Annotated in this window: 24 protein-coding genes and 1 pseudogene; 13 read left to right on the top strand and 12 right to left on the bottom strand. The window is 69.8% G+C overall.

The annotated features are described in order from the left end of the window. Positions 1-8 precede the first annotated feature (8 nt). The 3 genes from ACZ4WS_RS28475 to ACZ4WS_RS28465 all read right to left on the bottom strand — a co-directional run bounded on the left by ACZ4WS_RS28475 (position 9) and on the right by ACZ4WS_RS28465 (position 2370). Positions 9-839 (bottom strand): pectate lyase, encoded by an 831-nt coding sequence (locus ACZ4WS_RS28475; RefSeq protein WP_467984745.1) that lies wholly within the window; start codon positions 837-839, stop codon positions 9-11. 86 nt (positions 840-925) lie between these two features. After that, positions 926-1807, bottom strand: a complete 882-nt coding sequence (locus tag ACZ4WS_RS28470; protein ID WP_467984743.1) for a hypothetical protein — start codon at positions 1805-1807, stop codon at positions 926-928. Then, a complete protein-coding gene (locus ACZ4WS_RS28465) occupies positions 1804-2370 on the bottom strand; it encodes a SigE family RNA polymerase sigma factor (protein WP_467984741.1) in 567 nt (188 codons plus the stop codon). Before ACZ4WS_RS28465 ends, ACZ4WS_RS28470 begins: the two co-directional genes overlap by 4 nt. Before the next feature lie 256 nt (positions 2371-2626). Here ACZ4WS_RS28465 and ACZ4WS_RS28460 point away from each other — a divergent pair, with 256 nt between their 5' ends. Next, positions 2627-4078: an NCS2 family permease gene (locus tag ACZ4WS_RS28460; protein WP_467984739.1), complete on the top strand. Its 1452-nt coding sequence runs from the start codon at positions 2627-2629 to the stop codon at positions 4076-4078. A 66-nt stretch (positions 4079-4144) separates the two neighbouring features. Here ACZ4WS_RS28460 and ACZ4WS_RS28455 read toward each other — a convergent pair whose 3' ends face one another. From ACZ4WS_RS28455 to ACZ4WS_RS28445, 3 genes are all read right to left on the bottom strand, one after another. Then, on the bottom strand, positions 4145-5596 hold the full coding sequence (locus ACZ4WS_RS28455) for a peptidoglycan D,D-transpeptidase FtsI family protein (protein WP_467984737.1): 1452 nt from the start codon (positions 5594-5596) through the stop codon (positions 4145-4147). A gap of 80 nt (positions 5597-5676) precedes the next feature. Continuing rightward, positions 5677-6147, bottom strand: coding sequence for a GNAT family N-acetyltransferase (locus tag ACZ4WS_RS28450; protein WP_467984735.1), 471 nt, complete (start codon positions 6145-6147; stop codon positions 5677-5679). A 1-nt stretch (position 6148) separates the two neighbouring features. Further along, positions 6149-6922 carry an IclR family transcriptional regulator gene (locus ACZ4WS_RS28445; protein WP_153291284.1) on the bottom strand — a complete coding sequence of 258 codons (774 nt, stop codon included), beginning with the start codon at positions 6920-6922 and terminating at the stop codon, positions 6149-6151. 143 nt (positions 6923-7065) lie between these two features. On the opposite strand from ACZ4WS_RS28445, the gene ACZ4WS_RS28440 reads away from it, so the two are divergent. Continuing rightward, complete coding sequence (locus ACZ4WS_RS28440; RefSeq protein ID WP_467984732.1) at positions 7066-8595, top strand: aldehyde dehydrogenase (NADP(+)); 1530 nt, start codon at positions 7066-7068, stop codon at positions 8593-8595. 132 nt (positions 8596-8727) lie between these two features. Beyond that, a complete protein-coding gene (locus ACZ4WS_RS28435; protein ID WP_467984730.1) occupies positions 8728-9336 on the top strand; it encodes a DUF1349 domain-containing protein in 609 nt (202 codons plus the stop codon). Between the two features lie 88 nt (positions 9337-9424). Here ACZ4WS_RS28435 and ACZ4WS_RS28430 read toward each other — a convergent pair whose 3' ends face one another. Continuing rightward, the gene (locus tag ACZ4WS_RS28430; RefSeq protein WP_467984728.1) at positions 9425-10810 is read right to left on the bottom strand and encodes an MFS transporter; all 1386 of its coding nucleotides are present in this window, start codon (positions 10808-10810) and stop codon (positions 9425-9427) included. Between the two features lie 70 nt (positions 10811-10880). Here ACZ4WS_RS28430 and ACZ4WS_RS28425 point away from each other — a divergent pair, with 70 nt between their 5' ends. From ACZ4WS_RS28425 to ACZ4WS_RS28405, 5 genes and pseudogenes are all read left to right on the top strand, one after another. Continuing rightward, positions 10881-11876 carry a GlxA family transcriptional regulator gene (locus ACZ4WS_RS28425; protein ID WP_467984726.1) on the top strand — a complete coding sequence of 332 codons (996 nt, stop codon included), beginning with the start codon at positions 10881-10883 and terminating at the stop codon, positions 11874-11876. After that, on the top strand, positions 11873-12379 hold the full coding sequence (locus ACZ4WS_RS28420) for a GNAT family N-acetyltransferase (protein ID WP_467984723.1): 507 nt from the start codon (positions 11873-11875) through the stop codon (positions 12377-12379). The genes ACZ4WS_RS28425 and ACZ4WS_RS28420 overlap by 4 nt, the downstream gene beginning before the upstream one ends. A gap of 75 nt (positions 12380-12454) precedes the next feature. After that, positions 12455-13174 carry a DsbA family oxidoreductase gene (locus ACZ4WS_RS28415; RefSeq protein WP_467984721.1) on the top strand — a complete coding sequence of 240 codons (720 nt, stop codon included), beginning with the start codon at positions 12455-12457 and terminating at the stop codon, positions 13172-13174. A 96-nt stretch (positions 13175-13270) separates the two neighbouring features. Then, a complete protein-coding gene (locus ACZ4WS_RS28410; protein ID WP_467984720.1) occupies positions 13271-14320 on the top strand; it encodes an aminotransferase class V-fold PLP-dependent enzyme in 1050 nt (349 codons plus the stop codon). A 125-nt stretch (positions 14321-14445) separates the two neighbouring features. Next, a pseudogene (locus ACZ4WS_RS28405) lies at positions 14446-14784 on the top strand (maleylpyruvate isomerase family mycothiol-dependent enzyme); the annotation flags it as partial. Between the two features lie 205 nt (positions 14785-14989). Here ACZ4WS_RS28405 and thpD read toward each other — a convergent pair. The 5 genes from thpD to ACZ4WS_RS28380 form a co-directional block, all read right to left on the bottom strand. Next, positions 14990-15877 (bottom strand): ectoine hydroxylase, encoded by an 888-nt coding sequence (gene thpD, locus ACZ4WS_RS28400; protein ID WP_467984717.1) that lies wholly within the window; start codon positions 15875-15877, stop codon positions 14990-14992. Between the two features lie 7 nt (positions 15878-15884). After that, positions 15885-16289, bottom strand: coding sequence for an ectoine synthase (locus tag ACZ4WS_RS28395; protein ID WP_467984715.1), 405 nt, complete (start codon positions 16287-16289; stop codon positions 15885-15887). Positions 16290-16336: 47 nt separating this feature from the next. Beyond that, positions 16337-17608 carry a diaminobutyrate--2-oxoglutarate transaminase gene (gene ectB, locus ACZ4WS_RS28390; protein WP_467984713.1) on the bottom strand — a complete coding sequence of 424 codons (1272 nt, stop codon included), beginning with the start codon at positions 17606-17608 and terminating at the stop codon, positions 16337-16339. Between the two features lie 37 nt (positions 17609-17645). Continuing rightward, positions 17646-18188: a diaminobutyrate acetyltransferase gene (gene ectA / locus ACZ4WS_RS28385; protein ID WP_467984711.1), complete on the bottom strand. Its 543-nt coding sequence runs from the start codon at positions 18186-18188 to the stop codon at positions 17646-17648. A gap of 440 nt (positions 18189-18628) precedes the next feature. After that, a complete protein-coding gene (locus ACZ4WS_RS28380) occupies positions 18629-19732 on the bottom strand; it encodes a pyridoxal-phosphate-dependent aminotransferase family protein (RefSeq protein WP_467984991.1) in 1104 nt (367 codons plus the stop codon). A 172-nt stretch (positions 19733-19904) separates the two neighbouring features. Here ACZ4WS_RS28380 and ACZ4WS_RS28375 point away from each other — a divergent pair, with 172 nt between their 5' ends. The 5 genes from ACZ4WS_RS28375 to ACZ4WS_RS28355 all read left to right on the top strand — a co-directional run bounded on the left by ACZ4WS_RS28375 (position 19905) and on the right by ACZ4WS_RS28355 (position 24739). Next, positions 19905-20753, top strand: a complete 849-nt coding sequence (locus ACZ4WS_RS28375) for a transporter substrate-binding domain-containing protein (protein ID WP_467984707.1) — start codon at positions 19905-19907, stop codon at positions 20751-20753. Then, complete coding sequence (locus ACZ4WS_RS28370) at positions 20750-21583, top strand: amino acid ABC transporter permease (RefSeq protein ID WP_467984704.1); 834 nt, start codon at positions 20750-20752, stop codon at positions 21581-21583. Before ACZ4WS_RS28375 ends, ACZ4WS_RS28370 begins: the two co-directional genes overlap by 4 nt. Continuing rightward, a complete protein-coding gene (locus ACZ4WS_RS28365; RefSeq protein ID WP_467984701.1) occupies positions 21580-22389 on the top strand; it encodes an amino acid ABC transporter ATP-binding protein in 810 nt (269 codons plus the stop codon). Before ACZ4WS_RS28370 ends, ACZ4WS_RS28365 begins: the two co-directional genes overlap by 4 nt. A gap of 10 nt (positions 22390-22399) precedes the next feature. Continuing rightward, complete coding sequence (locus tag ACZ4WS_RS28360) at positions 22400-23491, top strand: amidohydrolase family protein (RefSeq protein WP_467984699.1); 1092 nt, start codon at positions 22400-22402, stop codon at positions 23489-23491. Between the two features lie 342 nt (positions 23492-23833). Continuing rightward, positions 23834-24739 (top strand): SCO1860 family LAETG-anchored protein, encoded by a 906-nt coding sequence (locus ACZ4WS_RS28355; RefSeq protein ID WP_467984697.1) that lies wholly within the window; start codon positions 23834-23836, stop codon positions 24737-24739. Positions 24740-24782 lie beyond the last annotated feature (43 nt).

Below are 24782 nucleotides of genomic sequence, written 5' to 3'. Positions count from 1 at the left end.
GGACTCCGTCACTCGTAGCTGATGTCGGAGGCCGTGAAGTTGCACGACGTGCCGTCCGGGCCGGTGCCCAGCTCGGTGGGCTCCGCGCCGGTGTTGTTGCCCTTGAAGCGGACGCAGGTCTTGATCTTCTTGCTGCTGTCGCCGTGGATCCGGATGTTGCGCAGCGCGGCCGTGTCGCCGTAGTTGGAGTTGATGCCGACGATCGCCTTGCCGGGCGAGGTGATGTCCACGTCGTTGATGATGATCGTGCGCTTGTACTGCGTCTTGCAGTTGCCGCAGGAGCGCACCAGCTTGCCGAAGTTCTCGACCTGGAACTTGCTCACCACCAGCTTGCCCGCGCCGTTGAACTGGAGGACCTTGTCGTCCGCGCCCTTGGCGCCGCCGCCGTAGACCTTGTACACGGCGGACGACGACTTGCCCTTGAAGCTGGCCGCGTCCTCGCCGACGTCCAGCCACCACACGTTCTGCAGCGTGCAGCTGCCCAGGCAGTGGACGCCGTCCGCGGCGGGGGTGCCGATGATGACGTTCTTGAGGACGGCGCCGTCGGCCAGCTCGAAGATGGGGCCCTGGTCCTCGTCCTGGCTGCCCGTCCCCAGGTCACCGCTGCCGTAGAACTTCGTCAGCTTGCCGTCGTACGTGCCCGACACCGCGATCGTCGACGACACGGCCTTGCTGCCGGTGGGCTCCGGCCAAGCCGTCGCCGCGCCCGCCGAGCCCAGCATCGAGGTCGTGACGAGCGCCGCCGCGGTGAGGCCGAGAGCGGCTGTTCCACCGATGACCGCGCGCCGCTTGCTGACCCGACGACGGTGGCGTACACGCTGTTCAACTCGTGCAGTCATGAACCGAGTTCCTTGAGTGGGAGGAGATCGTTGTGTCTCCTGGTCGCCACTGGTGAGGAAAGGGTTGCCGCGTCTGCGGAAGTTCTTTACGAGTCGCCTTCCGCCGCTGAGGCGTCGGCGGTGTTCGTCGCGAAGTCACCGGCCACGGTGGCCTGCCGGCCGTCCGTGGCGGTGGCCGTCACCGTGTAGCTGTCGTCCTTCGCGTCCCGGCCGCCGCGGTCGTGGTCGTACTGGCCCGCGAACACCCACTCGCCCGGCCAGACCGTGTGGTCCGGCTTGAGTACCCACGTGTAGAGAAGGAAGCCGTCCTTCTCCTCGACCGTCGTCGTGAAGTCGTCCTCGGACAGCGAACGCCAGGCGCCCGCGTTGGTGACCCCGCCGGTCTGCTTGATCCTCAACTCGACCGTGAGTGAGGTGAGCTGCTTGCTCGTCTTCAGGGTCACATTGCTCTGCGCCCAGAACTCGTTGCTGTGCGGGTCGACCGAACCGTCGGACCACAGCGGGCCGTTCTGGTTGCCGCCCGCGGCGGGCGACTGGGTGCCGGAGGGCGCGGAGTTCTTGGACGTCGGACTGTTCGAGGGGGACGAACTCGGCGTCCCGGACTGCTTCGACGCACCGGAACGGTGCGTCGGGTCCGGCGCGACCGGCCCCCGGCTCGTCGCGTCCGGCGACGGGTCCGGCGTCGGTGAGACCGCGACGGTCTGCTGCGGCGGGTTGTCGCCCTTGACCGCCGAGGCGACCGCGTAGCCGCCCACCGCGAGGACGCTCGCGACCGCGGCCGTGGCGCCCACGACACGGGCCCAGCCGAGCAGCGGCGGACGCGCCGCGCGCATGGGCCGCCGCTCGTCGGCGCCCGCCATGCCGCGCTCGACCCGGGCCAGGATGCGCGCGCGGTCGGGCTCGTGCGCCTCGGCCGCCTCACGCAGCCCGGCGCGCAGCTCGTCGTGCACGTCCTGCGCCTTCCTCATCGGTCCCTTCCTCCGGCTCCATCCGTGGGCAGCACTCCCGCGTGCACCCGCATCGGGGCCTCGTCGGTGCCGAGGAGCCGCTTCAATTCGGCCATCCCCTTCGACGTCTGACTCTTCACCGTACCGACCGAGACGCCGAGGGCGAGGGCCGTGTCCTTCTCCGAGAGGTCGAAAGCATGCCGCAGTACGACACATGCGCGCTTGCGGAACGGCAGTCTGCGCAGCGCCTCCTGGACATCGACCTTGCCCGGTATGTCGGGGTTCTCGGTCTTGTCCTCGCGCTGCGACCAGAACAGCGTGATCCGTCTGCGCTCGCGCACCGCGCTGCGGATCCGGGTGCGGGCCAGATTGGCGACCACGCCGCGCGCGTACGCCGCCGGGTGGTCCGCCGCGCGCACCCGGTCCCAGCGGTGCCACAGCGCGAGCAGCGCGTCGGCCGCCAAGTCGTCGGCGGCGTCCGGCTCTCCGGTCAACAGGTGGGCCAGGCGGGCGAGTTCGGCATAGTGCCGCTCGAAGAAGGCGTGGAACTCCACGGAGGCTGCGTCGTCGACGACAGTGCCCACGGGCGACCTCTCCTCGCTGCGGCTATCGGCACCGGTGCAGGTGCGTGCGTATACGGCCCCGTGTGTCACCCGTGAAGGAATGGTGTCCCCGTGGGGCGAGATGCGAGAGCGTACCAGCGCTCGTACAGGGCTTCGAACGCCGTATGGCGGGCCGAACTCGATTCCGTAACACGGAGAAAACCTGAAAGAGGTTCAACGCGGGAACAATCCAGCCAGCATCCGCACACCCAGCACGCAGGTAACGAGGAGTAACGCCATGCCCGAAACGCAGAAGGTGACCGACCGGCCAAGTGCCGCGCCTCCCGCGGCGAACAGCGTCGACCGGTTCTTCAAGATCTCCGAACGGGGCTCCACCTTCGGCCGGGAGATACGCGGCGGCTTCGCCACGTTCTTCACCATGGCCTACATCCTTGTCCTGAATCCGATCATCCTGGGCAGCGCCAAGGACAAGTTCGGCCACCAGCTCGACGCGGTCCAACTGACCACCGCCACCGCCCTGGTGGCCGCGGTCATGACGATCATCATGGGCGTCGGCGGCAACCTCCCGCTCGCGCTCGCCGCGGGCCTCGGCCTCAACGCGGTCGTCGCCTTCCAGATCGCCCCGCTGATGAGCTGGGACGACGCGATGGGCCTGATCGTCCTGGAGGGCCTGCTCATCTGCGTGTTGGTGGTGACGGGTCTACGCGAAGCGGTGATGCACGCGATCCCGCAGCCGCTGAAGCAGGCGATCAGTGTCGGCATCGGCCTGTTCATCGCCTTCATCGGCTTCGTCGACGCCGGGTTCGTCACCCGCATCCCGGACATCGCGAACACGACGGTGCCGGTGCAGCTGGGCGGCACGGGCGCGCTCGCCGGGTGGCCGATTCTCGTCTTCTGTCTCGGCGTGCTGCTCACCATCGGGCTGCTCGCGCGCAAGGTCAAGGGCGCGATCCTGATCAGCATCGTCACCATGACGATCGTGGCGATCATCATCAACTCCGCCGCCGACATCAAGAGCTGGGGCCTGACCACGCCGAAGCTCCCCGACAGCATCACGGCCTCACCGGACTTCGGACTGCTCGGTCACTTCAGCCTGTTCGGCGCCTTCGGCGAGACCAGCGCGATCACCGTCGTCCTGCTGGTCTTCACGCTGATCCTGTCCGACTTCTTCGACACCATGGGCACGGTCGTCGGCATCAGCGCCGAGGCGGGCCTGCTCGACGAGGAGGGCAAGGTGCCCAACCTCGGCCGCGTGCTGCTCATCGACGGCGCCGCGGCGGTCGCCGGCGGTGCGGCCTCGGCCTCCTCCTCGACGTCCTACATCGAGTCGGCGGCGGGCGTCGGCGAGGGGTCGCGCACCGGCTTCTCGAACCTGGTCACGGGCGGCCTCTTCGCCCTCGCGCTCTTCCTGACCCCGCTGCTCACGATCGTCCCGCTGCAGGCCGCGGCGCCCGCTCTCGTCGCGGTCGGCTTCCTGATGATGACCCAGGTCAAGCACATCGACTGGGACAAGTACGAGATCGCGATTCCCGCGTTCCTGACGATGGCCGTGATGCCGTTCACGTACTCGATCACCAACGGTATCGGGGCGGGGTTCCTGGCCTACGTCCTGATCAAGTCCGTGCTGGGTAAGGCGAAGGAGATCCACTGGCTGCTGTGGGGGGCGTCCGCGCTGTTCCTGGTGTACTTCGCGATCGACCCGATCGAGCAGCTCTTCAACGTGAAGTGACCCGGCATGCGTGAAGGGCCGTCCTCCAGCGGTGCGAGGGCGGCCCTTCCGTCATGTCCGCGGCGCTCAGTTCTTCAGAGCCGCCTGCATCATCGCCTTGGCCACCGGGGCCGCGAGACCGTTGCCGCTGACCTCCGAGCGGGCGGCGTCGGACTGCTCGACCATGACCGCGACGGCGACCTCCTTGCCGTTCGTGTCGGACTTCGCGTACGACGTGAACCAGGCGTACGGCGTCTTGCTGTTGTTCTCGCCGTGCTGGGCCGTACCGGTCTTGCCGCCGACGGTCGCGCCGGAGATCTGCGCGTTCGTGCCCGTACCGTCCTCGACGACCGTCTGCATCGCCGACTGGAGCTGCTCGGCCGTGGACGAGCTGACGATCTCCTTGGTCTCCGTGCCGTCGTCGTAGTTCTTCAGCACATTGCCGTCGGCGTCACTGGTCTGCGAGACCATGTGCGGCGAGACCAGCTTGCCGCCGTTGGCTATGGCAGCCGACACCATGGCCATCTGGAGCGGGGTCGCGGTCACGTCGTACTGGCCGATGCCCGTCAGGGCCGTGGACGGCTTGTCCATGTTCGAGGGATACACGCTGGGGTACGCCCGTACCGGCACGTCCTGCGTCGTGTCGTTGAAGCCGAACTTCTCCGCCATCGCCTTGACCTTGTCCTGGCCCAGGTCGACGGCCATCTTCGCGAAGACGTTGTTGCACGAGTACTGGAGCGCGACCCGGATCGAGGCGTTCTTGCACGGCGCGGAGGAACTCTCGTTCTTCAGGTCGGTGGTCGTGTTGGGCAGCGTGTACGGGTTCGGGCTGTCCGTCTTCGCGTCCACGTCCGCATACAGCCCGTCCTCCAGCGCCGTCGCCGCGACGACCAGCTTGAACGTCGACCCCGGGGGCAGCGGCTGGCGCAGCGCCCGGTTCGTCATCGGCTTGTCCGAGGACTTGGTCAGCGACTTCCAGAGCGTGTTGTTGCCCGTGCTCAGCTGCGAGGGGTCGTACGACGGTGTCGAGACGACCGCGAGGATCTTGCCGGTCTTCGGGTCGATCGCGACGGCGGCGCCCTTTTTATTGCCGAGCGCCTGGTACGCCGCCTTCTGCACATCCGGGTCGATCGTCGTGACCACGTCACCCGGATCGGCGCGCTTGTTGGTGAGCGCGTCGAGGGGGTTCTTCAGCTGGGTGTCCGTGCCGTCGAGCAGGTCCTGGTAGATGCCCTCCAGCTGGGTCGCCCCGTACACCTGTGAGCTGTAGCCCGTGACCGCCGCGTACAGACTGCCGTCCGTGTATGTGCGCTTGTACTTGAGGTCGCTGCCCTTCGTCTGCGCGGAACCGGTGATCGCTTCACCGGCCACGATGATGTTCCCGAGCGGGTTCGCGTACAGCGAGATCGCGTTCCGCCGGTTGTGTTTGTTCTCCGCGAGCGCCTTGCCGTCGTAGAACTGCACCCAGGTCGCCCTGACCAGCAGGGAGAGCACGAGCAGCAGAGTGAAGACGGCGGTACGCCTGATCGTCTTGTTCATCCCGCTCATAAAGACGAGCGGGATGAAGCGAATCGTTCCCTTCCGGCCTGATTTCTCATGCGTCCTTCATGAAGCTCGGCTCAGCCGTCCAGGGTGAGAACCACTTCGTCCGTCTCCGCCCCGCGCGCGTTCGCATACCCTCTGGCCTGCGCGGTCACCCGGAAGCCGCACTTCTCCAGAACGCGGCGCGACGCCGTGTTGTCCGCTGCGGCGCGGGCGTACAGCGGGCGCTCGGGGACGGCGGCGAGCAGGGCCCGCAGGGCCGCCGTCGCGATGCCGCGGCCCCAGTGGGCCCGGTCGATCCAGTACGTGACCTCACGCTCGCCCGGTTCGCCGTACACCGCCGCGCTCCCGACGACGTCGCCGTCCACCAGGACCGTACGGAGCACGTCGGAGGAGGAGCGAATGCGGGCCCAGTGGGCGTCGAAGCGGTCCCGGTCGGCGGGGTCCTCCGCCGTGAACGCGGCCATGCGGAGCGCGGCCGGGTCGTTCATCTGCCGGAAGAAGACCGGCAGATCGCTGTCGTGGACCTCGCGGAGCGCCACCTCCACGTCAGAGCCTCCGCGTCGCCAGCGTCAGCCGGTCGCGGGCGTCGAAGAGGGCGTCCTTGACCATCTGTTCGTGCGCCGGCGTCAGGCGCGCCACCGGCACCGAGCAGCTGATCGCGTCACGGGCGGGCGTGCGGTAGGGGATCGCGACGCCGAAGCAGCGCAGGCCCAGCGTGTTCTCCTCGCGGTCCACCGCGAAGCCCTGTTCACGGACCTGGTGCAGCTCCCCGATGAGCTTCTCCCGGTCGGTGATCGTGTGCTCGGTGAGGGCGGGGAGCGTCTCCGGCAGCATCTTGCGGACCTGCTCGTCGGTGTGGGTGGCGAGCAGGGCCTTGCCGAGGGAGGTGGAGTGGGCGGGGAGACGGCGGCCCACCCGCGTGAACGGACGCAGGTAGTGCTGCGACTGGCGTGTGGCCAGGTAGACGACGTTCGTGCCGTCGAGGCGGGCCAGGTGGATCGTCTCCGTGGTGTCGTCGGAGAGGCGGTCCAGCGTCGGTCGGGCCGCGGCCACCACCTCGTCGCCGTCGATGTACGACGTGCCGACCAGCAGGGCCCGTACGCCGATGCCGTACCGCGTGCCCGTCGCGTCCGTCTCGACCCAGCCGAGCTCGACGAGCGTACGCAGCAGCATGTAGAGGCTGGACTTCGGATAACCGACGGCTTCCTGCACGGCGGCCAAGGAGTGCATACCGGGTCGGCCGGCGAAGTATTCGAGCAATTCCACGGTCCGTACCGCGGACTTGACCTGCGCCCCGCCGCCTGTCTCGCCTGCCGACATCGCCCTTGACCCCTTCGTTGGACGGGAAATAGTCTCCGCATCATATTCATCATCAGAGACAGCGTTCAGTATATCGAACGCCCCTGGTGGATGGCATAAGAACTGCGGTGAAGAACTGCGGCAACAATCTGGAGGGACCCGCGGTGGCAGCAGCACCAGTCTGGAGTGTCGACCCCCGAACCGGGAAGCAGCGTGAACAGGTTGCGGTGGAGGCCACAGCCCAGGAGGTGGACGAGGCCGTCCGCGCCGCGCACAGCGCGCGCCCCGCGCTCGCCGACCGCGCGGTGCGCGCCGCCTTCCTGCGCACCGCCGCGGACCTGCTCGAAGGTGCCAAGGACCAGCTCGTCGAGGCCGCCGACGCGGAGACCGCGCTCGGCCCGGTCCGGCTCACCGGCGAACTCGCCCGCACCTGCTACCAGCTGCGCGCCTTCGCGGACATCGTCGACGAGGGCGCCTTCCTCGACGTCGTGATCAACCACCCCGACGACACCGCGACCCCGCCGATCCCCGACCTGCGCCGCTACAAGGTGCCGCTGGGCGTCGTCGCCGTCTACTCGGCCTCGAACTTCCCCTTCGCCTTCTCGGTCGCGGGCGGCGACACGGCGAGCGCGCTGGGCGCCGGCTGCCCGGTCGTCGTCAAGGCCCACCCTGACCACCCCGCGCTCTCCGAGCTGGTCGCGGCCGTCCTGCGCCGGGCCGCCGCCCGGCACGGCATCCCCGAGGGCGTCGTCGGTCTCGTCCACGGCTTCGAGGCGGGCATCGAGCTGATCAGGCACCCGCTGGTCACGGCGGCCGGTTTCACCGGTTCGATCCGCGGTGGCCGCGCGCTCTTCGACGCCGCGGCCGCGCGTCCCGTGCCGATCCCGTTCCACGGCGAGCTCGGCTCCCTCAACCCCGTCGTGATCACCGAGGCCGCCGCCGCCGAGCGCGCCGAGGCGATCGGTGCCGGGCTCGCGGGCTCGATGACGCTGGGCGTCGGCCAGTTCTGCGTGAAGCCGGGCCTGGTCCTCGCACCGGCGGGCGCGGCGGGCGACCGCCTGCTCAAGTCCCTCACCGACGCCGTCAGCGACACCGACGCGGGCGTGCTCCTGGACCACCGGATGCGCGACAACTTCATCGCCGGAGTCGCCGAGCGCGCCGAACTCCCGGACGTGGAGTCCCCGGTGACCCCGGGCGCGGGCGGCGAGCACACCGTGAGCCCCGGCTTCCTGACCGTGCCCGCGCAGAAGCTCACCGCCGAGGGCGAGCACGACCTGCTCCTGGAGGAGTGCTTCGGCCCACTCACGGTGGTCGCCCGCTACGAGGACGAGTCCGAGGCCAGCGCGGTCCTCTCCCGTCTCCCCGGCAACCTCACGGCGACCGTGCAGCTCTCCACGGAGGAGGCCGCCGGCGAGGGCCGTGGCGCGGAGATCCTCGCCGAGCTGACGCCGCTCGCGGGGCGCGTGCTGGTCAATGGCTGGCCGACGGGTGTCGCGGTCGCCCCGGCCCAGCACCACGGTGGGCCGTATCCGGCGACGACGTCCACGTCGACCTCTGTCGGCGGTACGGCCATCGAGCGGTGGCTGCGCCCCGTTGCGTACCAGAACGCGCCGGAGGCGCTGCTGCCGCCGGAGCTCCGTGATGACAATCCGCTGGGGCTGCCCCGCCGTTACGACGGCCGACTGGAGCGATAGCGCCGTCAGGGCTGAGCGGGTGTACGGGCTGCGGACCGTCCGTGGCTGATCGTGCCCACGCGACGGAGCCGCATGATTGTCACAGCCCCGCGCCCCTTAAGGGCGCTGTACTGGACCTGAGAGACTCACGCAATGGACGTCGAACTCCCCGAACTCCCCTTCGCCCTCCGCACCTACGGCTCCGACGGGCACTGGTCGTACGAGGACGGGATCCTCACCGGCTGGGCGGGCCCCCGCCAGGACCGCTTCGTCCCGCCCACCGGCGAAGCCCTGGACCCCGCCTCCGACGCGCCCCGCCTGCTCGGGGCGCCGGAGGGGGACTTCCAGCTGATCGCGCGCGTCACGGTCGGCTTCGCGGCCTCCTTCGACGCGGGGGTTCTCTACGTCCATGTGGGCGAACGGGCCTGGGCGAAGCTGTGTCTGGAGTACTCCCCGGACGTGCCCACCGTCTGCACGGTGGTCACCCGGGGGCACTCCGACGACGCCAACTCCTTCACCGTGGACGGCTCTTCTGTCTGGCTCCGGCTGAGCCGCACGGGCCGCGCCTTCGCCTTCCACGCCTCCCGCGACGGCGAGCGCTGGACCTTCGTGCGCCTCTTCACCCTGGGCGACGAGAAGGAGACCTCCGCCGCCCTCGTCGGCTTCATGGCCCAGTCGCCCATGGGGGAGGGCTGCGTCGTGACGTACGACGGGATCGAGTTCCGCCCGAACTGGCCGCGGGACTTGAGAGACGGCAGTTGATGCGCCCGGGGGCGACCTTCTGGGCCCTGTCGTCAAACTCCCGTCGTCCGCCCGGAGGGCGGGGCAGACGGAAGTTTGATGTCAGGGCCTAGCGAGCCACCCGCATGCCGAAGGTCGCCGTCGCCGACACGGCGAGCAACGCCGCACTGAGTCCGAGGCTCACCCGCAGCCCCGACTCGAAGCCCCCCGAGACGAGGGAGCCGAAGGCCGCGATGGCGAGGCCGCCGGACACCTGGCGGGCGGAGTTGAGGACCCCCGCCGCCAGCCCCGCCCGGTCCGAGGGCACCGCGTCCATCATCGCGGCCGTGAGCGGCGGGATCGTCAGGGCGCAGCCCAGCGCCATGGGGACCAGGAGCACGGCTACCAGGGCAGGGGGAGTCGACGAATCGACGTACAGCAGGATCAACGACCCCAGCGCGGCCAGGGACTGGCCGAGCAGCATCGGCAACCGCACGCCGTACCGCCCCGCCAGCTTGCCCGCCCCGATGTTCGTGACCGCGATGAGGCCCGTCATCGGGAGGAACATCAGGCCCGCGTACAGCGCCGAACGCCCCTGGACCTGCTGGAAGAAGAGCGAGAACAGGAACACCACCCCGTAGAAGGCCACGCTGCACGCCGCCCCCGCCGCGACCGCCACGCTCACGTTCCGGCTGCGGAACAGACCGAGCGGCACCACCGGGTGCGCCTGCCGGGTCTCCACGCGGAGGAAGACCAGGGCCGCGGCCACCGCCACCGCCAGCGCCACCAGCCCGGTACGGCCGCCCTCGATGACCGCGAAGGTCAGCGCCGTGAGCGCCACGACCGCGGTCAGCTGGCCGGGGAGATCCAGCGGCGCGGGCCGGGGCCGCGAGCGCGGCGCCCGTACCAGCAGCACGAGTGCCACCGCCCCCAACGGCACGTTGATGAAGAAGATCCCCCGCCAGTCCCACACCGTGGTCAGCGCACCGCCCGCCACCGGGCCCAGCGCCACCGCGACCGACCCGCCGGCCGCCCACAGGGCCACCGCCCGCGCCCGCCTCGCGGCATCGGCGTACGCCTGCCGCACCAGTGCCAGCGAGGCGGGCAGCACCACCGCCGCCGCGACCCCCTGCACGACGCGCGAGCCGACCAGCACCGGCAGACTCGGCGCGAGACCGCACGCCACCGACGCCAGCGTGAACACCGTGATCCCGATCCCGTACGCCCGGCTCGCCCCCGCCCGGTCCGAGAAGGCCCCGGTGGACAGCATCAGCGCCGCGAACGCCAGTGTGTACGCGTCCACCACCCACTGGAGCCCCGACATCCCGCCGCCGAGGGCCGCCCCGATCGACGGGAGCGCCACGTTCACGACGGACGCGTCGAGGGTGATCAGGGCGAAGCCGAGGAGGGCGGCGGTGAGGGTGAGTGCGGGAGAAGGGGAGTGATTCAACTCCCGTTTGGCAGAGGACTGTTGAGCATCGGCTGCGCGCGTTTCGGTGGTCGGGTTCGTTGACATGCCTCCATGCTGCGGATGTCCGGCGGCGTACAGTAGTGGCCTGAACGCCATACATCCGGAGGTTCTGGCCATGACCCGATCGCGGGGCGTCCACCGCATCGCCGTCATCGCGGCGTCGCCCGTGTCGATGTTCAACCTCGCGATCCCGGAGCTCCTGTTCGAGAAGGTCGAGGTCGGCGGCCGGCCGGGCTATGAGGTGATCATCTGCGCCCCGGAGCCGGGCCCCGTACCCACCACCGGCGGCCTCGATCTGCACGTACGACACGGACTGGACGTCGTGCGCGATGCGGACACGCTGCTCGTCGCGGGCACCGGGCAGCGGTATGCGCCCGACCCGCGCACGGTCGCCGCCCTGCGCGAGGCCGCGGCCGCGGGAAAGCGGATCGCGTCCATCTGCAGCGGTGCCTTCGCGCTGGCCGAGGCGGGGCTGCTCGAGGGCCGTGAGGCCACGACCTACTGGGAACAGGCCGAGGAGCTGCGCAAGAGGTACCCGGCGGTCGACCTCAAAGGCGATGTCCTGTACGTCCAGGACGGCCAGATCCTCTCCTCGTCCGGGTACGCCGCCGGAATCGACCTCTGCCTGCACATCATCCGGACGGACTACGGTGCCGCGGCGGCGAACCAGGTGGCGCGGCTCGCCCTCGTCGCCCCCGTACGGCCGGGCGGCCAGACCCAGTTCACGCAGACGCCGCTGCCGCCCGAGCGCGGCGAGGCCTGCGCCGACACCCGCGGCTGGGCGATGCGCAACCTCGACAAGCCGCTCACGCTCACCGACCTCGCCCGGCACGCGGGCGTCAGCGTGCGCACGCTGACCCGCCGCTTCCATGCCGAGAGCGGCGTCAGCCCCCTCCAGTGGCTCCTCCACCAGCGCGTCGAACGCGCCAAGGAACTCCTGGAGACGACCACGCTCCCGATGGACCAGGTGGCCCGCTCCTGCGGCCTCGGCACGGCCGACTCCCTGCGCGGCCATCTGGTGCGCCGCACCGGCCTCACCCCGAGCGCGTACCGCGCGCAGTTCAGCCGCCTCGGAACCGCGGCCGTCTCCGAAACGTCCTCGGCTGCATGATCAGAACACGCCGCACCGTCGGTTCCCTCGTGATCAGGACCGCGCTGCCCAGCGAGGCCGACGCCGTCGCCGAACTGCACGTCCGTGCCCGGGCCACGTACTACCCGCAGGGCCTGCCGGAGGACGGTTTCGACTGGCCGGCCCGCTGGCGGAGCACCATCGAGCGCCCCGACGGCCATGTCCTGTGCGCGGTGCGCGAGGGGCGTCTGGTGGGCATCGCCTCCTTCCGCACCGCCGAGGGCGCGCCCGCCGACACCGTGAAGCTCTACCAGTTCCACGTCGCCCCCGACCGCTGGCGGGACGGCATCGGCACCGCGCTGCACGCGGCCTGCGCCGAGGAGTGGCGGGCCGACGGGAAGCGGACGGCCACCCTCGACGTGCACGTCGGCAATGCGCGCGCCCAGGCGTTCTACGCGCGTCAGGGCTGGGTCCCCGACCCGGAGAACCCGCCCGCCGAGGGTGACCACCACTTGTTCCTCAGGTATGCGGTGGCCGGGGAATGACCCGACTCGATTGAATGTTCACGTACTGGGCGGAGAGCGTCTCCGCATCCGTACGACCTGGAGAGAGCCGAAGACATGCGCGTCGAGATCTGGAGCGACATCGCCTGCCCCTGGTGCTACGTGGGCAAGGCCCGCTTCGAGAAGGCGCTCGACGCCTTCCCGCACCGCGACGAGGTCGAGGTCGTGCACCGTTCGTTCGAGCTCGACCCCGGTCGCGCCAAGGGCGACATCCAGCCCGTGATCAAGATGCTCACCAAGAAGTACGGCATGAGCGAGGCGCAGGCGCAGGCCGGCGAGGAGAACCTGGGCGCGCAGGCCGCCGCCGAGGGCCTGGACTACCGCACCCGGGACCGCGACCACGGCAACACCTTCGACATGCACCGCCTGCTGCACTTCGCCAAGGAGCAGGGCAGGCAGGACGAGCTGATCGGCCTGCTGTACAAGGCGAACTTCGCCGAGGAGCGGACCGTCTTCGCCGACGACGAGCGGCTCGTGGAGCTGGCCGCCGCCGCCGGGCTCGACGCGGACGCGGCCCGCGCGGTCCTCGCCGACCCGAAGGCGTACGCCGACGAGGTGCGCGCCGACGAGCGCGAGGCCGCCGAGCTGGGCGCGAACGGTGTCCCGTTCTTCGTCCTCGACCGCAAGTACGGCGTCTCCGGCGCCCAGCCCGCCGAGGTCTTCGCGCAGGCGCTGACCCAGGCGTGGGGCGAGCGCCCGCCGCTCAAGCTGATCCAGGACGGTTCCGCCGGCGCGGAGGCCTGCGGCCCGGACGGATGCGCGGTACCGCAGAGCTGAAAAGCGCAGGTCGGAGCCCACGTATAAGCGCCTCTTAGCGGTTCCACGTAAAAATCGGCAATGGACGGGGGGTTCCTGGGACCGCAGAGTGGTCCCATGGAGACCTTCGAGAGCCTCGTACGTGCCGAGTTCGCCCCGGAGAACACCTACCTGAACACCGCGAGCACCGGACTCGTACCGGCGCGCACGGTGGCTGCCATGCGCGCGGCCGTCGAGTCCGTCGCCGCCGGGCGGCCGGCCGACATGTTCGCCGACGTCGAGGCCGCACGCGAGTCGTTCGCCCGGCTGGTCGGGGTTCCCGGACGCCGGGTGGCGGCCGGGGCCTCGGTGGCCGTCTACAGCGGGCTGATCGCGGCCTCGCTGCCGCAGGGCGCCGAAGTCCTCACCGCCGAGGCGGACTTCAGCTCCGTCGTGACCCCCTTCCACGTCCGCGGCGACCTCAAGGTCCGTGCCGTACCGCTGGAGCGGATGGCCGAATCCGTACGCCCGGGCACGGCGCTCGTCGCGGTCAGCGCCGCGCAGTCCGCGGACGGGCGGGTCGCCGACCTGGAGGGGATCCGCGAAGCCGCGCGGGCGCACGGGGCGCGTACGTACATCGACGCGTCCCAGGCCGCCGGATGGCTGCCGCTGCGGGCGGACGCGTACGACTATGTCTCCTCCGTCGCCTTCAAGTGGCTCGTCTGCCCGCGGGGCGTGGCCTTCCTGGTCGTCCCGGAGGACCTCGGCGGACTCTCCCCGGTGTTCGCGGGCTGGGTCGCGGGTGAGGCCCCCTGGGACAGCTGCTACGGCCCCGTCGAGGAACTCGCCCACTCCGCACGACGGTTCGACGAGAGCCCGAGCCTCTTCTCGTACGCCGGCGCCCGGCAGTCCCTCGCCCTGATCGAGGAGTTGGGCGTGGCGAACGTACACGCCCACGACCTCGCCCTCGCCGACCGCTTCCGTGAGGGTCTGTACGCCCTGGGTCACGAACCGATCCCCGCCCCCGGCTCATCGATTGTCTCTGTGCCGGAACTGGGCCATCTTCAGCCCGAGTTGAGCCGCGCGGGTGTCGAAGTATCGGACCGCGCGGGCAACTTGAGGGCCGCCTTCCACCTGTACAACACGCCCGCGGATGTCGACCGGCTGCTGGACGTCCTGTCCGGCTGAGGGGCTCTCCCTCTGGCGCGGGGTGCGGGAGGGCGCTAGGAAGGCACCACGAGGTGGTGGTGCCGGTGGATCCTGTGGATCCTGTGGATCCGACCCTCACGGACGCCGAGTTGCATCGGCGGCTGGTGTACGGCGACGACATCGGACGGGCCCTCGGACTCGCGGTGCCCCCGCCGCCGGATCCTCACCTGTGGCAACTCGTCCGGCTGGCCGTCCGGATCCTGGGCATGGCCCTGGGCTCCACGGCGGCCCCGGTGCTGTTCGCGGTGGCCGGGGGAGACGCCCAGTGGGTGCTGGGCTCCGAGGACGAGCCCGTACGGGCCGAACTCGTCCTGGATCCCGTCGACTTCTGTCTGCTGGTGGGCGGGCGGTACGCGCCCGACGAGGTGCCCCGGGGCGCGACCGGCGACGAGGGGGCCGTGCGGAACGTACTGGAGCGGGCGGCTTCGCTGGCGTGGCTGTAGCGGGAACGAAGACCCCGGCAGCGTGAGGGAGTTGGGGGGGGGGGGGGGGGGGGGGGGGGGGGGGGGGGGGGGGGGGGGGGGGGGGGGGGGGGGGGGGGGGGGAGGGGCGGGGGCGGGGGCGTGACCGTTCGTATAAGCATAGAAACCCCAGGTGGGGGGGGGGGGGGGGTTCCCCCCCCCCCCCCCCCCCCCCCAGGCCCGGATGTCACTTCACCGGCGTGAAGTCCCGGGCTCCGATGAACTCGGGCCGGCGCACCGGTGCCGCGAACGGCTCCACCGCCGCGTTCTCCACGCTGTTGAACACGATGAAGACGTTGCTGCGCGGGAACGGCGTGATGTTGTCCCCCGAGCCGTGCATGCAGTTGCAGTCGAACCAGGTCGCCGAACCGGCCCTGCCCGTGAAGAGCCTGATGCCATGCCGGGTGGCGAAGCGGGTGAGTGCCTCGTCGGAGGGCGTGCCCGCGTCCTGCATCTGGAGGGACTTCTTGTAGTTGTCCTGCGGAGTGGCCCCCGCACACCCGAGGAACGTCTTGTGCGACCCCGGCATGATCATGAGGCCGCCGTTGGTGGCGTAGTTCTCGGTCAGCGCGATCGAGACGGACACCGTCCGCATGTTCGGCAGACCGTCCTCGGCGTGCCAGGTCTCGAAGTCCGAGTGCCAGTAGAAGCCACTGGCCCCGAAGCCCGGCTTGACGTTGATCCGCGACTGGTGGACGTACACGTCCGAACCGAGGATCTGCCGGGCCCGCCCGACCACGCGCTCGTCGCGTACGAGCCGGGCGAAGATCTCGCTGATCCGGTGCACCTCGAAGACGGACCGGATCTCCCGCGACGTCGGCTCGACGATGGACCGCTCGTCGGCGCGGATCGCAGGATCGGTGACGAGACGCTCCAACTCCTGCCGGTAGACGGCGACTTCGTCCTCGGTGATGAGCTCCTCGACGGCGAGGAAGCCGTCACGCTCGTACTCCTGGAGACCGGAGACCGGGATCGGGCCCGGCTCGCCCGGCGCGCTCCACACGACCGGGTCCTGGCGGGGCACGGAGACCTCGGTGGCGCCGCGGCTGGGGTAGAGATCGGTGACAGTGGTCATGGTGATGTCACACCTCCTCGGGCTCGGTGAGCAGGGGGTAGACGCCGTTCTCGTCGTGGTCCTCCCGTCCGGTGACGGGCGGATTGAAGACGCAGATGCAGCGGAAGTCCTCCTTGATCCGCATCGTGTGCCTCTCGTGTCCGTCGAGGAGGTACATGGTGCCGGGCGTGATCGTGTACTTCTGCCCGGTCTCGTCGTCGGTGAGCTCGGCCTCGCCCTCGACGCACACGACGGCCTCGATGTGGTTCGCGTACCACATCGACGTCTCCGTACCCGCGTACAGGATCGTCTCGTGCACGGAGAAGCCGACCTTCTCCTTGGCGAGGACGATGCGCTTGCTCTCCCAGGTGCCCGAGGCCGACTTGACGTGCCGGTCGGTGCCTTCGATGTCCTTGAACGAACGGACTATCACGGTGGTGCGATGCCTCTCTTTCGTGCTTCTCAGATTTTTCGTGCTTCTCAGACGGTCTCTCGTACGGCGCGGGCGAGGGTGCGCAGCCCCTCGTCCAGCTCGTCGGGGGTGATGGTCAGCGCGGGGAGGAGTTTCACGACCTCGCTCTCCGGCCCGGACGTCTCGATGAGCAGCCCGAGTTCGAAAGCACGCTGTGCCACGCGCCCCGCGCGCTCCTTGTCGTGGAACTCCAGCCCCCAGACGAGCCCCCGCCCCCGGTACTCCTTGACGTCGGCGAGGTTCTCCTCGGTGAGGGAGATCAGGGCCTGCTCGATCTGTTCGCCGCGGGCGCGGGTCTGCTTCTCCATGGCGGAACCGTCGGCCCAGTACGCCTCCAGGGCGGCGGTGGCCGTGACGAACGCCGGATTGTTGCCGCGGAAGGTGCCGTTGTGCTCGCCCGGCTCCCAGATGTCCAGCTCGGGCTTGAACAGGCACAGGGACATGGGCAGTCCGTACCCGCTGATGGACTTGGAGACGGTCACGATGTCGGGCACGATCCCCGCCTCCTCGAAGGAGAAGAACGCCCCCGTCCGTCCGCAGCCCATCTGGATGTCGTCGACGATGAGCAGCATGTCGCGCCGTTCGCACAGGTCGGCGAGGGCGCGCAGCCACTCGGCCCGCGCGACGTTGATGCCGCCCTCGCCCTGCACGGTCTCGACGATGACCGCGGCGGGCTGGTTGAGCCCGGAGCCCTGGTCCTCCAGGAGCCGCTCGAACCAGAGGAAGTCCGGGACCTGGCCGTCGAAGTAGTGGTCGAACGGCATCGGCGTGCCGTGCACGAGCGGGATGCCCGCACCGGCCCGCTTGAAGGCGTTGCCGGTCACGGCGAGCGAGCCCAGCGACATCCCGTGGAAGGCGTTGGTGAAGGACACGATCGCCTCGCGGCCCTTCACCTTCCGGGCCAGCTTCAGCGCGGACTCCACGGCGTTGGTGCCGGTCGGCCCCGGGAACATGACCTTGTACGGCAGATCGCGCGGCCGCAGGACGAGGTTCTGGAAGGCCTCCAGGAAGGCGCGTTTGGCGGTCGTCGACATGTCGAGGCCGTGGGTGACGCCGTCGCGTTCCAGGTAGTCGATGAGAGCGCGTTTCAACACCGGGTTGTTGTGGCCGTAGTTGAGGGAACCGGCGCCGGCGAAGAAGTCCAGGTATGCGTGTCCGTCCTCGTCGTACATCCGGCTGCCCCGCGCCCGGTCGAAGACGGTGGGCCAGCCGCGGCAGTAGCTGCGCACCTCCGACTCCAGGGTCTCGAAGACGCTCAGGTCCGGCTGGGTGATGGTCACAGCGAATCGCTCCTCGAAGCGTGGGGGGAGAAGGAGATCAGGACAGGGGACCGATGCGGTACAGGACTTCGGGATCGTGCGGTCCGTCGGGGAACTGGCCTGCCTCGAACAGCACTTCGCGCTCGACGGTCGCGCCGTGGCGCGCGGCGTACGAGGTGAAGAGCCGCTCGGAGGCGGTGTTGCCGGGCGTGATGGTGGTCTCGACGGCGGTCAGCCGGTGCTCGTTCTCCTCGGTGACCCGTGCGGTCAGGCCGTCGAGCAGCGCCGCGGCCAGACCGCGCCCGCGGTACGCGCCGTCGACGGCCACCTGCCAGATGAGCAGGGTGCGCGGGCGCTCCGGCCGGACGTACCCGGTGACGAATCCGACCGGCACGCCCTCCGCGTCGCGCGCCACCGCCGAGGTGCCGGCGAAGTCACGGCACCACAGCAGATAGCTGTATGAGGAGTTCAGGTCGAGGGTTCTGGAGTCCTTGGCGATGCGCCAGAGCGCGGCCCCGTCGGCCACCTCCGGACGGTCGATCCGAAGTCCCTCCGGCATTTCCAGGAATTCCGCTTGCAGGTCTGCGTGTGCGGCGGTCATGCGGATTGAATTTACCGAGGGAAAGCTGAAATTGCATCGTCGGCTGGGGTTACGCACGGTGCGCCTGTGTGTTATCACGCGCCCGCGTAGGGCCGTCTGAAATCGGGGAAAGAGGCCCCTGTTTGCCCGGGAAAATGCGGATAAAAAGGATGCGTTGTGGAGTGCGTCACAGCAACGTAATGGCCATGAGATCTGCCCGAATTACGTCGTTTGGCGTTCGCGAAATCTTAGCGTTTAGGGTCTGGAAAACCGGGCAGAAGAATACGGGAAGCTGTGGTGAATTAGTGACGCGATAAGCGGGTGGAGAAGGCCTTGAATTCTCTTCTTTAGTCCGTCCGGTGTTTGAGGACGAGCCCATTGGGCCGATAGCGGGGGTCTGGGGGCGCAGCCCCCAGATACGGGACGGGTAGGGGCGGCGGGGGCGAAAACCCTCCCGGCGACTACCGCCCCCACGCCTCCGCCACAGCCCGCCGAGCCCCCTCCAGGTCCACCGAAAGCCCGGACTCGATGAGCGCGGCGCCCAGTGCCGCGAGGCTGGAGTGGACCACGCCCCGAGTGGCGTCGGGGCCGTAGTGGTTCACGCGGATCATCTCCTTCGCGAGGGCGCCGCCGCCCGCGACGAGCGGCAGCACCGGATCCGCGGCCAGCGCCTTCGCGACCAGCGAGGACGCGTCGACACCGGACGGCGCCCGCAGCGTCGTGGCGACGGGCGCCGCGTCGGACGCCTCGTACACGTACGGCTCCAGCCCGCCGCCCAAGGCGACCGCCCCCGCCCGGGTGGCCGCCGCGGCCGAGGCGTGCCGGGCCATCACCGCGTCGAGCTCTTCACTCTCGATCCGCTCGACGCAGGCCTCCAGCGCCAGCATCTCCAGCTGCGCCGGCGCGTGCAGCAGTGCCTTGCGGCCGCCGTCGACCCACCGCTCCTTCCAGTCCAGCAGCGACAGATACGACCGCCGCGGCGCCGCGGGATTGGCGGCCATCCGCGCCCACGCCCGCTCGCTCACCGACACCGCCGACACCCCGGCGGGCCCGCCCATCGCCTTCTGCGCCCCGATCACGCACAGGTCGACACCCCACGCGTCGGGCAGCACGGGCTCGGCCCCGATCGACGCGACGGCGTCCAGGTAGAACATCGCACCGTGCTCACGCACCACCTCGCCGATCTCCGCGACGGGGTTCGTGTTCCCGGTGGCGGCCTCCGCGTGCACCAGCGACACGAAGTCGATCGACGGATGCTCGGCGAACGCCTCCCGCACCTGCGCGGCGGTGACAGCGGTGTGGAAGGGCACCGCCAGGTCGATCACCGTCGCCCCGCAGTCCCGCAGCCAGTCGCCGAAGGTCTGCCCGTACGGACCGGTGATCACGTTGAGCGCGGTCGTGCCCGGCCCGGCGGTCCCGCGGATGGCACCCTCCAGCGGCAGCAGCGCCTCGCCCTGCATGATCACGACGTCCTGCTCGGTGGCGAGCAGCCGGGCCACGCGGTCCTCGATCGAGGCGAAGCGCGCGGCACTCAGCGGCGCCAGGTCCAGGAAGGGATGGGTCACGGCGGTGCTCTCTTCGCTCACGGGGTCGACAGATCAGAGGGTAACCGGCGCACTCGGGCCCCTCGGACCGGCGACTTCTGAGGCCAGACGGCGCAGCAACCATCGGATTGATTTGAGCAACTCAAACGTTTCCTTATAATCGGAACTCATAGTTCCCCCACAGGAGGTTCCCGTGAACTCGGTCCTCGGACGCCGGACCCGCATTCTGGCCGCCACCACCGCGACGGCCGGGCTGCTGCTCGTGGCCGGCTGTTCCTCGGACAGCGGAGGGGGCAAGACCACCGTCAAGGGGGTCCCCCTGGTCAAGGCGGGCCAGCTCACGACGTGCACCCACCTCCCGTACCCGCCCTTCCAGTCGGAGATCGACGGCAAGGTGCAGGGCTTCGACGTCTCCCTGATCGACCTGGCCGCCAAGGACCTCGGTGTGAAGCAGGTCATCGTCGACACGCCCTTCGAGAACTTCAAGACGGGCGCGTTCCTCAACTCCGAGCAGTGCGACCTCGCCGCGGCCGGCATGACGATCACCGAGGAGCGCAAGAAGAACGTCGACTTCTCCGACCCGTACTTCGAGGCCACGCAGGCCGTCCTGGTCGACAAGAAGAGCGGCGTCACCTCCCTCGCCGACGTGAAGGCGAAGGGCAAGAAGCTCGGCGCCCAGGCGCAGACCACCGGCGAGGAGTACGCGAAGAGCAAGGGCTTCGACCCGGTCTCCTTCGAGTCCTCCGACGCGGTCCTCAGCGGTCTGCGCAGCGGCCAGGTACAGGCCGTCATCATCGACTACCCGGTCGTCCAGGGCTGGCTGAAGGACAAGGCCAACGCCGACGCCTTCAAGGTGGTGGACAACCTCAACACCGGTGAGCAGTACGGCTTCACGGTGAAGAAGGGCAACACCAAGCTGCTCGCCGAGCTCAACAAGGTGATCAAGCAGGCGAAGGCCGACGGCACGTACAAGAAGATCTACGAGCAGTGGATCGGCCCGTACGACGCGTCCGCGGCCACCGCCTCCCCGTCCGCCTCATGAGCGGTGCCGACGCAACTGTCCAGCCCCGCAAGTCCGGCCTGACCCGACGTCAGAAGCGCGCGCTGTCGCGAGGCGCGCAGTACGTCGTGTTCGTCGCGGCCGTGATCGCCTTCGCGGTCACGGCCGACTGGGGACGTCTGAAGAACCAGTTCGCGCAGTGGGACCTGGTCAAGCAGATGTTCCCGGACGTCATCACGCTGGCCCTGAAGAACACCGTGCTCTACACGATGTCCGGCTTCGTCGTCGGTCTCGTGCTCGGCATGGTCATCGCCCTGATGAGACTGTCCCCGGTGGGCCCCTACCGCTGGGTCGCCGGCATCTACATCGAGATCTTCCGAGGCCTGCCCGCCCTGCTGATCTTCGTGTTCGTGGGCGTCGCCGTGCCGTTGGCGTTCCCGGGCACGGAGATCCCCGGCGGCACCTACGGCAAGGTGGCGCTCGCGCTCGGCCTGGTCTCGGCCGCGTACATGGCCGAGACGATCCGCGCGGGCATTCAGGCGGTGCCCAAGGGGCAGATGGAGGCGGCCCGTTCGCTGGGCTTCTCGCACACGCGGGCGATGGTCTCGATCATCATCCCGCAGGCCTTCCGCATCGTGATCCCGCCGCTCACCAACGAACTCGTCCTGCTCTTCAAGGACTCCTCGCTGGTGCTGTTCCTCGGGGTCACCCTGGAGGAGCGCGAACTCACCAAGTTCGGGCGGGACCTGGCGAGCCAGACCGCCAACTCCACGCCGATCCTGGTCGCGGGCCTGTGCTATCTGCTGGTGACGGTGCCGCTCGGTTTCGTCGTACGACGTCTCGAAGCGAAGGCGGGGGAGGCCACCAAGTGAGTACAGGTACTCCAGAGATCCAGGTCCGGGGCCTGCACAAGTCCTTCGGCGACAACGAAGTCCTGCGCGGCATCGACCTGGAGGTCGGACAGGGCGAGGTCGTCTGCGTCATCGGCCCGTCCGGCTCCGGCAAGTCGACCCTGCTCCGGTGCGTGAACCTCCTGGAGGAGCCCACCAAGGGGCAGGTCTTCGTCGGCGGTACGGAGGTCACGCACCCCGACGTCGACATCGACGCCGTACGCCGCCGCATCGGCATGGTCTTCCAGCAGTTCAACCTCTTCCCGCACCTGTCGGTGACCGAGAACCTCACGCTGCCGCAGCGCCGCGTCCTCGGCCGCGACAAGGCGGAGGCCGCGAAGGTCGCCGCCGAGAACCTCCGGCGCGTGGGCCTGTCCGAGAAGGCCGACGCGTACCCGGCCTCGCTCTCCGGTGGCCAGCAGCAGCGCGTCGCCATCGCCCGCGCGCTCGCCATGGGCCCCGAGGTGATGCTCTTCGACGAGCCGACCTCGGCGCTCGACCCCGAGCTCGTCGGCGACGTACTCGCCGTCATGCGGATGCTCGCGAACGAGGGCATGACCATGATGGTCGTCACCCACGAGATGACCTTCGCGCGCGAGGTCGCCGACCGCGTCGTCTTCATGGACGGCGGCGTGATCGTCGAGGACGGCACGCCCGCTCAGGTCATCGGCAACCCGAGCCATGAGCGGACGCGGCACTTCCTGTCCCGGCTCCTCGACCCGGCGATGGCGGATGTGGAGGAAGGGACCCCGGACCAGGTGGGCAAGGGGGACCAGGCCCCGAATTAAGGTGCAGTCCATGAGCGATCGCGCGGTGCTGCACGTGAAGGGACGGGTGCTCGTCGGGCCCGACGACGTCCGGGACGACCTCTGGGTCGTCGGCGGGAGGATCTCGTACGAGCGTCCCGCCGGCGCCCGTGACATCCGCACCGTGGAGGGCTGGGCGCTGCCCGGCCTCGTCGACGCGCACTGCCATGTCGGGCTCGACCACCACGGCCCGGTCCCCGACGACGTCTCCGAGAAGCAGGCGCTGACCGACCGCGAGGCGGGCACCCTGCTGATCCGGGACGCGGGCTCACCCTCCGACACCCGCTGGATCGACGACCGCGAGGACCTCCCGAAGATCGTCCGGGCAGGCCGCCACATCGCGCGCACACGCCGCTACATCCGCAATTACGCGTGGGAGATCGAGCCCGAGGACCTCGTCGCGTACGTCGCCCAGGAGGCCCGGCGCGGTGACGGCTGGGTCAAGCTGGTGGGCGACTGGATCGACCGCGGAACGGGTGACCTGTCGGCCTGCTGGCCGCGCGAGGCCGTCGAGGCGGCCATCGCCGAGGCCCACCGTCTGGGCGCCCGCGTCACCGCGCACTGCTTCGCCGAGGACTCCCTGCGGGACCTGGTGGAGGCCGGCATCGACTGTGTCGAGCACGCGACGGGCCTGACCGAGGACACCATCCCGCTCTTCGCCTCGCATGGTGTCGCGATCGTCCCCACGCTCGTCAACATCGCCACCTTCCCGCAGCTCGCGGCCGGCGGCGAGGCCAAGTTCCCCCAATGGTCCGCGCACATGCGGCGGCTGCACGAGCGGCGCTACGACACCGTGCGCGCCGCGTACGACGCCGGGATCCCCGTGTACGTCGGCACCGACGCGGGCGGCTCCCTCGCGCACGGGCTCGTCGCGGGCGAGGTCGCCGAACTCGTCACCGCGGGCATCCCGCCCGTCGAGGCGCTCTCCGCCACCACGTGGGGTGCGCGGCGCTGGCTGGGGAGGCCGGGGCTCGACGAGGGGGCGCCCGCGGACCTCGTGGTGTACGAGGGGGATCCGCGCGCGGACGTACGGGTGCTGGCGGCTCCGCGCCGGGTGGTGCTGAACGGGCGAGTGGTCGGCTAGGCGTTTGGTCGGTCGGGTCGGTCGGTCCGTCAGCCGGTCAGGTCGGTCAGGTCGGCCGGGTCGGCCGGGTCGGCCGGGTCGGTCTCCGGCGGCCGGTTGACGCTGCGTGACGGGCTGCCGGACCTGCTCGTTATGCACTCCTCTCCGTGCTCCGGCGCGTCAATCGGCGCGTTCGTACAAGGGCAGTTGAGCGGGTGACAACAGGGAACAACCGTGCCGTGAGATTCGAAGACATTCACGGAAACCCCACGTTGGAGTGAAGTCGCGGAAGGTTGCTGACTGTTCACTCTCCGTGCGTAATTCTTGCCGGGTCCCAAGCTTTCTCTTATGGGGGTCCCACCCTTGAACAGCAACAACCTCCGCATGCCCGCACGCCGTTTCGCGGCCACCGCGGCCGCCACCGTCCTCGCCGCCGGTCCCGCGGCGCTGGCCGGCGCGGGCTCCGCTCACGCGACCGCCGACCACGGTCGCGCGAGTGCCGTCGTGCTCCGCGCCGGGCTCGACGTGTCCCTGCTGAACAAGACCGTGAACGTGCCGCTCGCGGTCTCCCTCAACCAGGTGCAGGCGCCGCAGAGCGCCCAGAAGACCGCGTTGACCGCGCGGTTGGACGGTGTCGACGGCGGGCGTCCGTTCAGCGTACTGCGCGCCGACGTCGCCACCGCGAAGGCGACGGTCTCCGCCGGGAAGGCCGAGGGCTACACGAACCTCGCGCATGCCCAGATCCACGTCCCCGGGCTGCCGCTGCTGTCGCTCATCGAGGTCGAGGGGGTGACGTCCAAGGCCACCTGCGAGGCCGGGAAGAAACCCGTCGCCACGGCGAATCTGCTCGGCGGGGTCACGGTCCTCGGCAAGAAGGTGACGCTCTCCGCGGGCGGCCCGACGGAGGTTCAGGTGCCGGGGGTCGGTTCGGTCCGCCTCGACCTCTCCACGACGCAGACCACGTCCCGCACGGCGGCGGCGTCCGCGCTCGAACTCAAGGTGTCCATCAATCCGTTGAAGCTGAATGTGGCCGAGGTGGAGGGGACGTTGACCTTGGCGGGGGCGACGTGTTCGGCGCCCGCTGCTCCGGCGGCGGGCGCGCCGAGCGCCGATCCGGCGTCGGATGTGAAGCCGCAGGGTGCGCCTGCGGAGGCGAACCTCGCGGAGACCGGGGGGAGTTCTCTGACGCCGTACATCGCGGGCGGTGCGGTCGCGTTGTTGGTGACGGGCGGGGGATCGGTCGCGCTGGCGCGCCGCCGTCGGGGCTGAAGTCAGCCCGTCCGGCGTTTGAGGACGAGCGCGTCAGCGCGAT

The sequence above is a fragment of the Streptomyces sp. NPDC029292 genome, from assembly GCF_055569295.1.
The sequence above is the reverse complement of the archived record's forward strand: the minus strand, read 5'-3'. Positions and strand labels throughout refer to the sequence as shown.

What these genes read in the sequence shown, in the direction of transcription:
- ACZ4WS_RS28475 (WP_467984745.1), bottom strand. Translation starts at nt 839, where the DNA reads ATGACTGCACGAGTTGAACAGCGTGTACGCCACCGTCGTCGGGTCAGC.
- ACZ4WS_RS28470 (WP_467984743.1), bottom strand. Translation starts at nt 1,807, where the DNA reads ATGAGGAAGGCGCAGGACGTGCACGACGAGCTGCGCGCCGGGCTGCGT.
- ACZ4WS_RS28460 (WP_467984739.1), top strand. Translation starts at nt 2,627, where the DNA reads ATGCCCGAAACGCAGAAGGTGACCGACCGGCCAAGTGCCGCGCCTCCC.
- ACZ4WS_RS28455 (WP_467984737.1), bottom strand. Translation starts at nt 5,596, where the DNA reads ATGAACAAGACGATCAGGCGTACCGCCGTCTTCACTCTGCTGCTCGTG.
- ACZ4WS_RS28445 (WP_153291284.1), bottom strand. Translation starts at nt 6,922, where the DNA reads ATGTCGGCAGGCGAGACAGGCGGCGGGGCGCAGGTCAAGTCCGCGGTA.
- ACZ4WS_RS28435 (WP_467984730.1), top strand. Translation starts at nt 8,728, where the DNA reads ATGGACGTCGAACTCCCCGAACTCCCCTTCGCCCTCCGCACCTACGGC.
- ACZ4WS_RS28430 (WP_467984728.1), bottom strand. Translation starts at nt 10,810, where the DNA reads ATGTCAACGAACCCGACCACCGAAACGCGCGCAGCCGATGCTCAACAG.
- ACZ4WS_RS28425 (WP_467984726.1), top strand. Translation starts at nt 10,881, where the DNA reads ATGACCCGATCGCGGGGCGTCCACCGCATCGCCGTCATCGCGGCGTCG.
- ACZ4WS_RS28420 (WP_467984723.1), top strand. Translation starts at nt 11,873, where the DNA reads ATGATCAGAACACGCCGCACCGTCGGTTCCCTCGTGATCAGGACCGCG.
- ACZ4WS_RS28415 (WP_467984721.1), top strand. Translation starts at nt 12,455, where the DNA reads ATGCGCGTCGAGATCTGGAGCGACATCGCCTGCCCCTGGTGCTACGTG.
- ACZ4WS_RS28410 (WP_467984720.1), top strand. Translation starts at nt 13,271, where the DNA reads ATGGAGACCTTCGAGAGCCTCGTACGTGCCGAGTTCGCCCCGGAGAAC.
- thpD (WP_467984717.1), bottom strand. Translation starts at nt 15,877, where the DNA reads ATGACCACTGTCACCGATCTCTACCCCAGCCGCGGCGCCACCGAGGTC.
- ectA (WP_467984711.1), bottom strand. Translation starts at nt 18,188, where the DNA reads ATGACCGCCGCACACGCAGACCTGCAAGCGGAATTCCTGGAAATGCCG.
- ACZ4WS_RS28370 (WP_467984704.1), top strand. Translation starts at nt 20,750, where the DNA reads ATGAGCGGTGCCGACGCAACTGTCCAGCCCCGCAAGTCCGGCCTGACC.
- ACZ4WS_RS28360 (WP_467984699.1), top strand. Translation starts at nt 22,400, where the DNA reads ATGAGCGATCGCGCGGTGCTGCACGTGAAGGGACGGGTGCTCGTCGGG.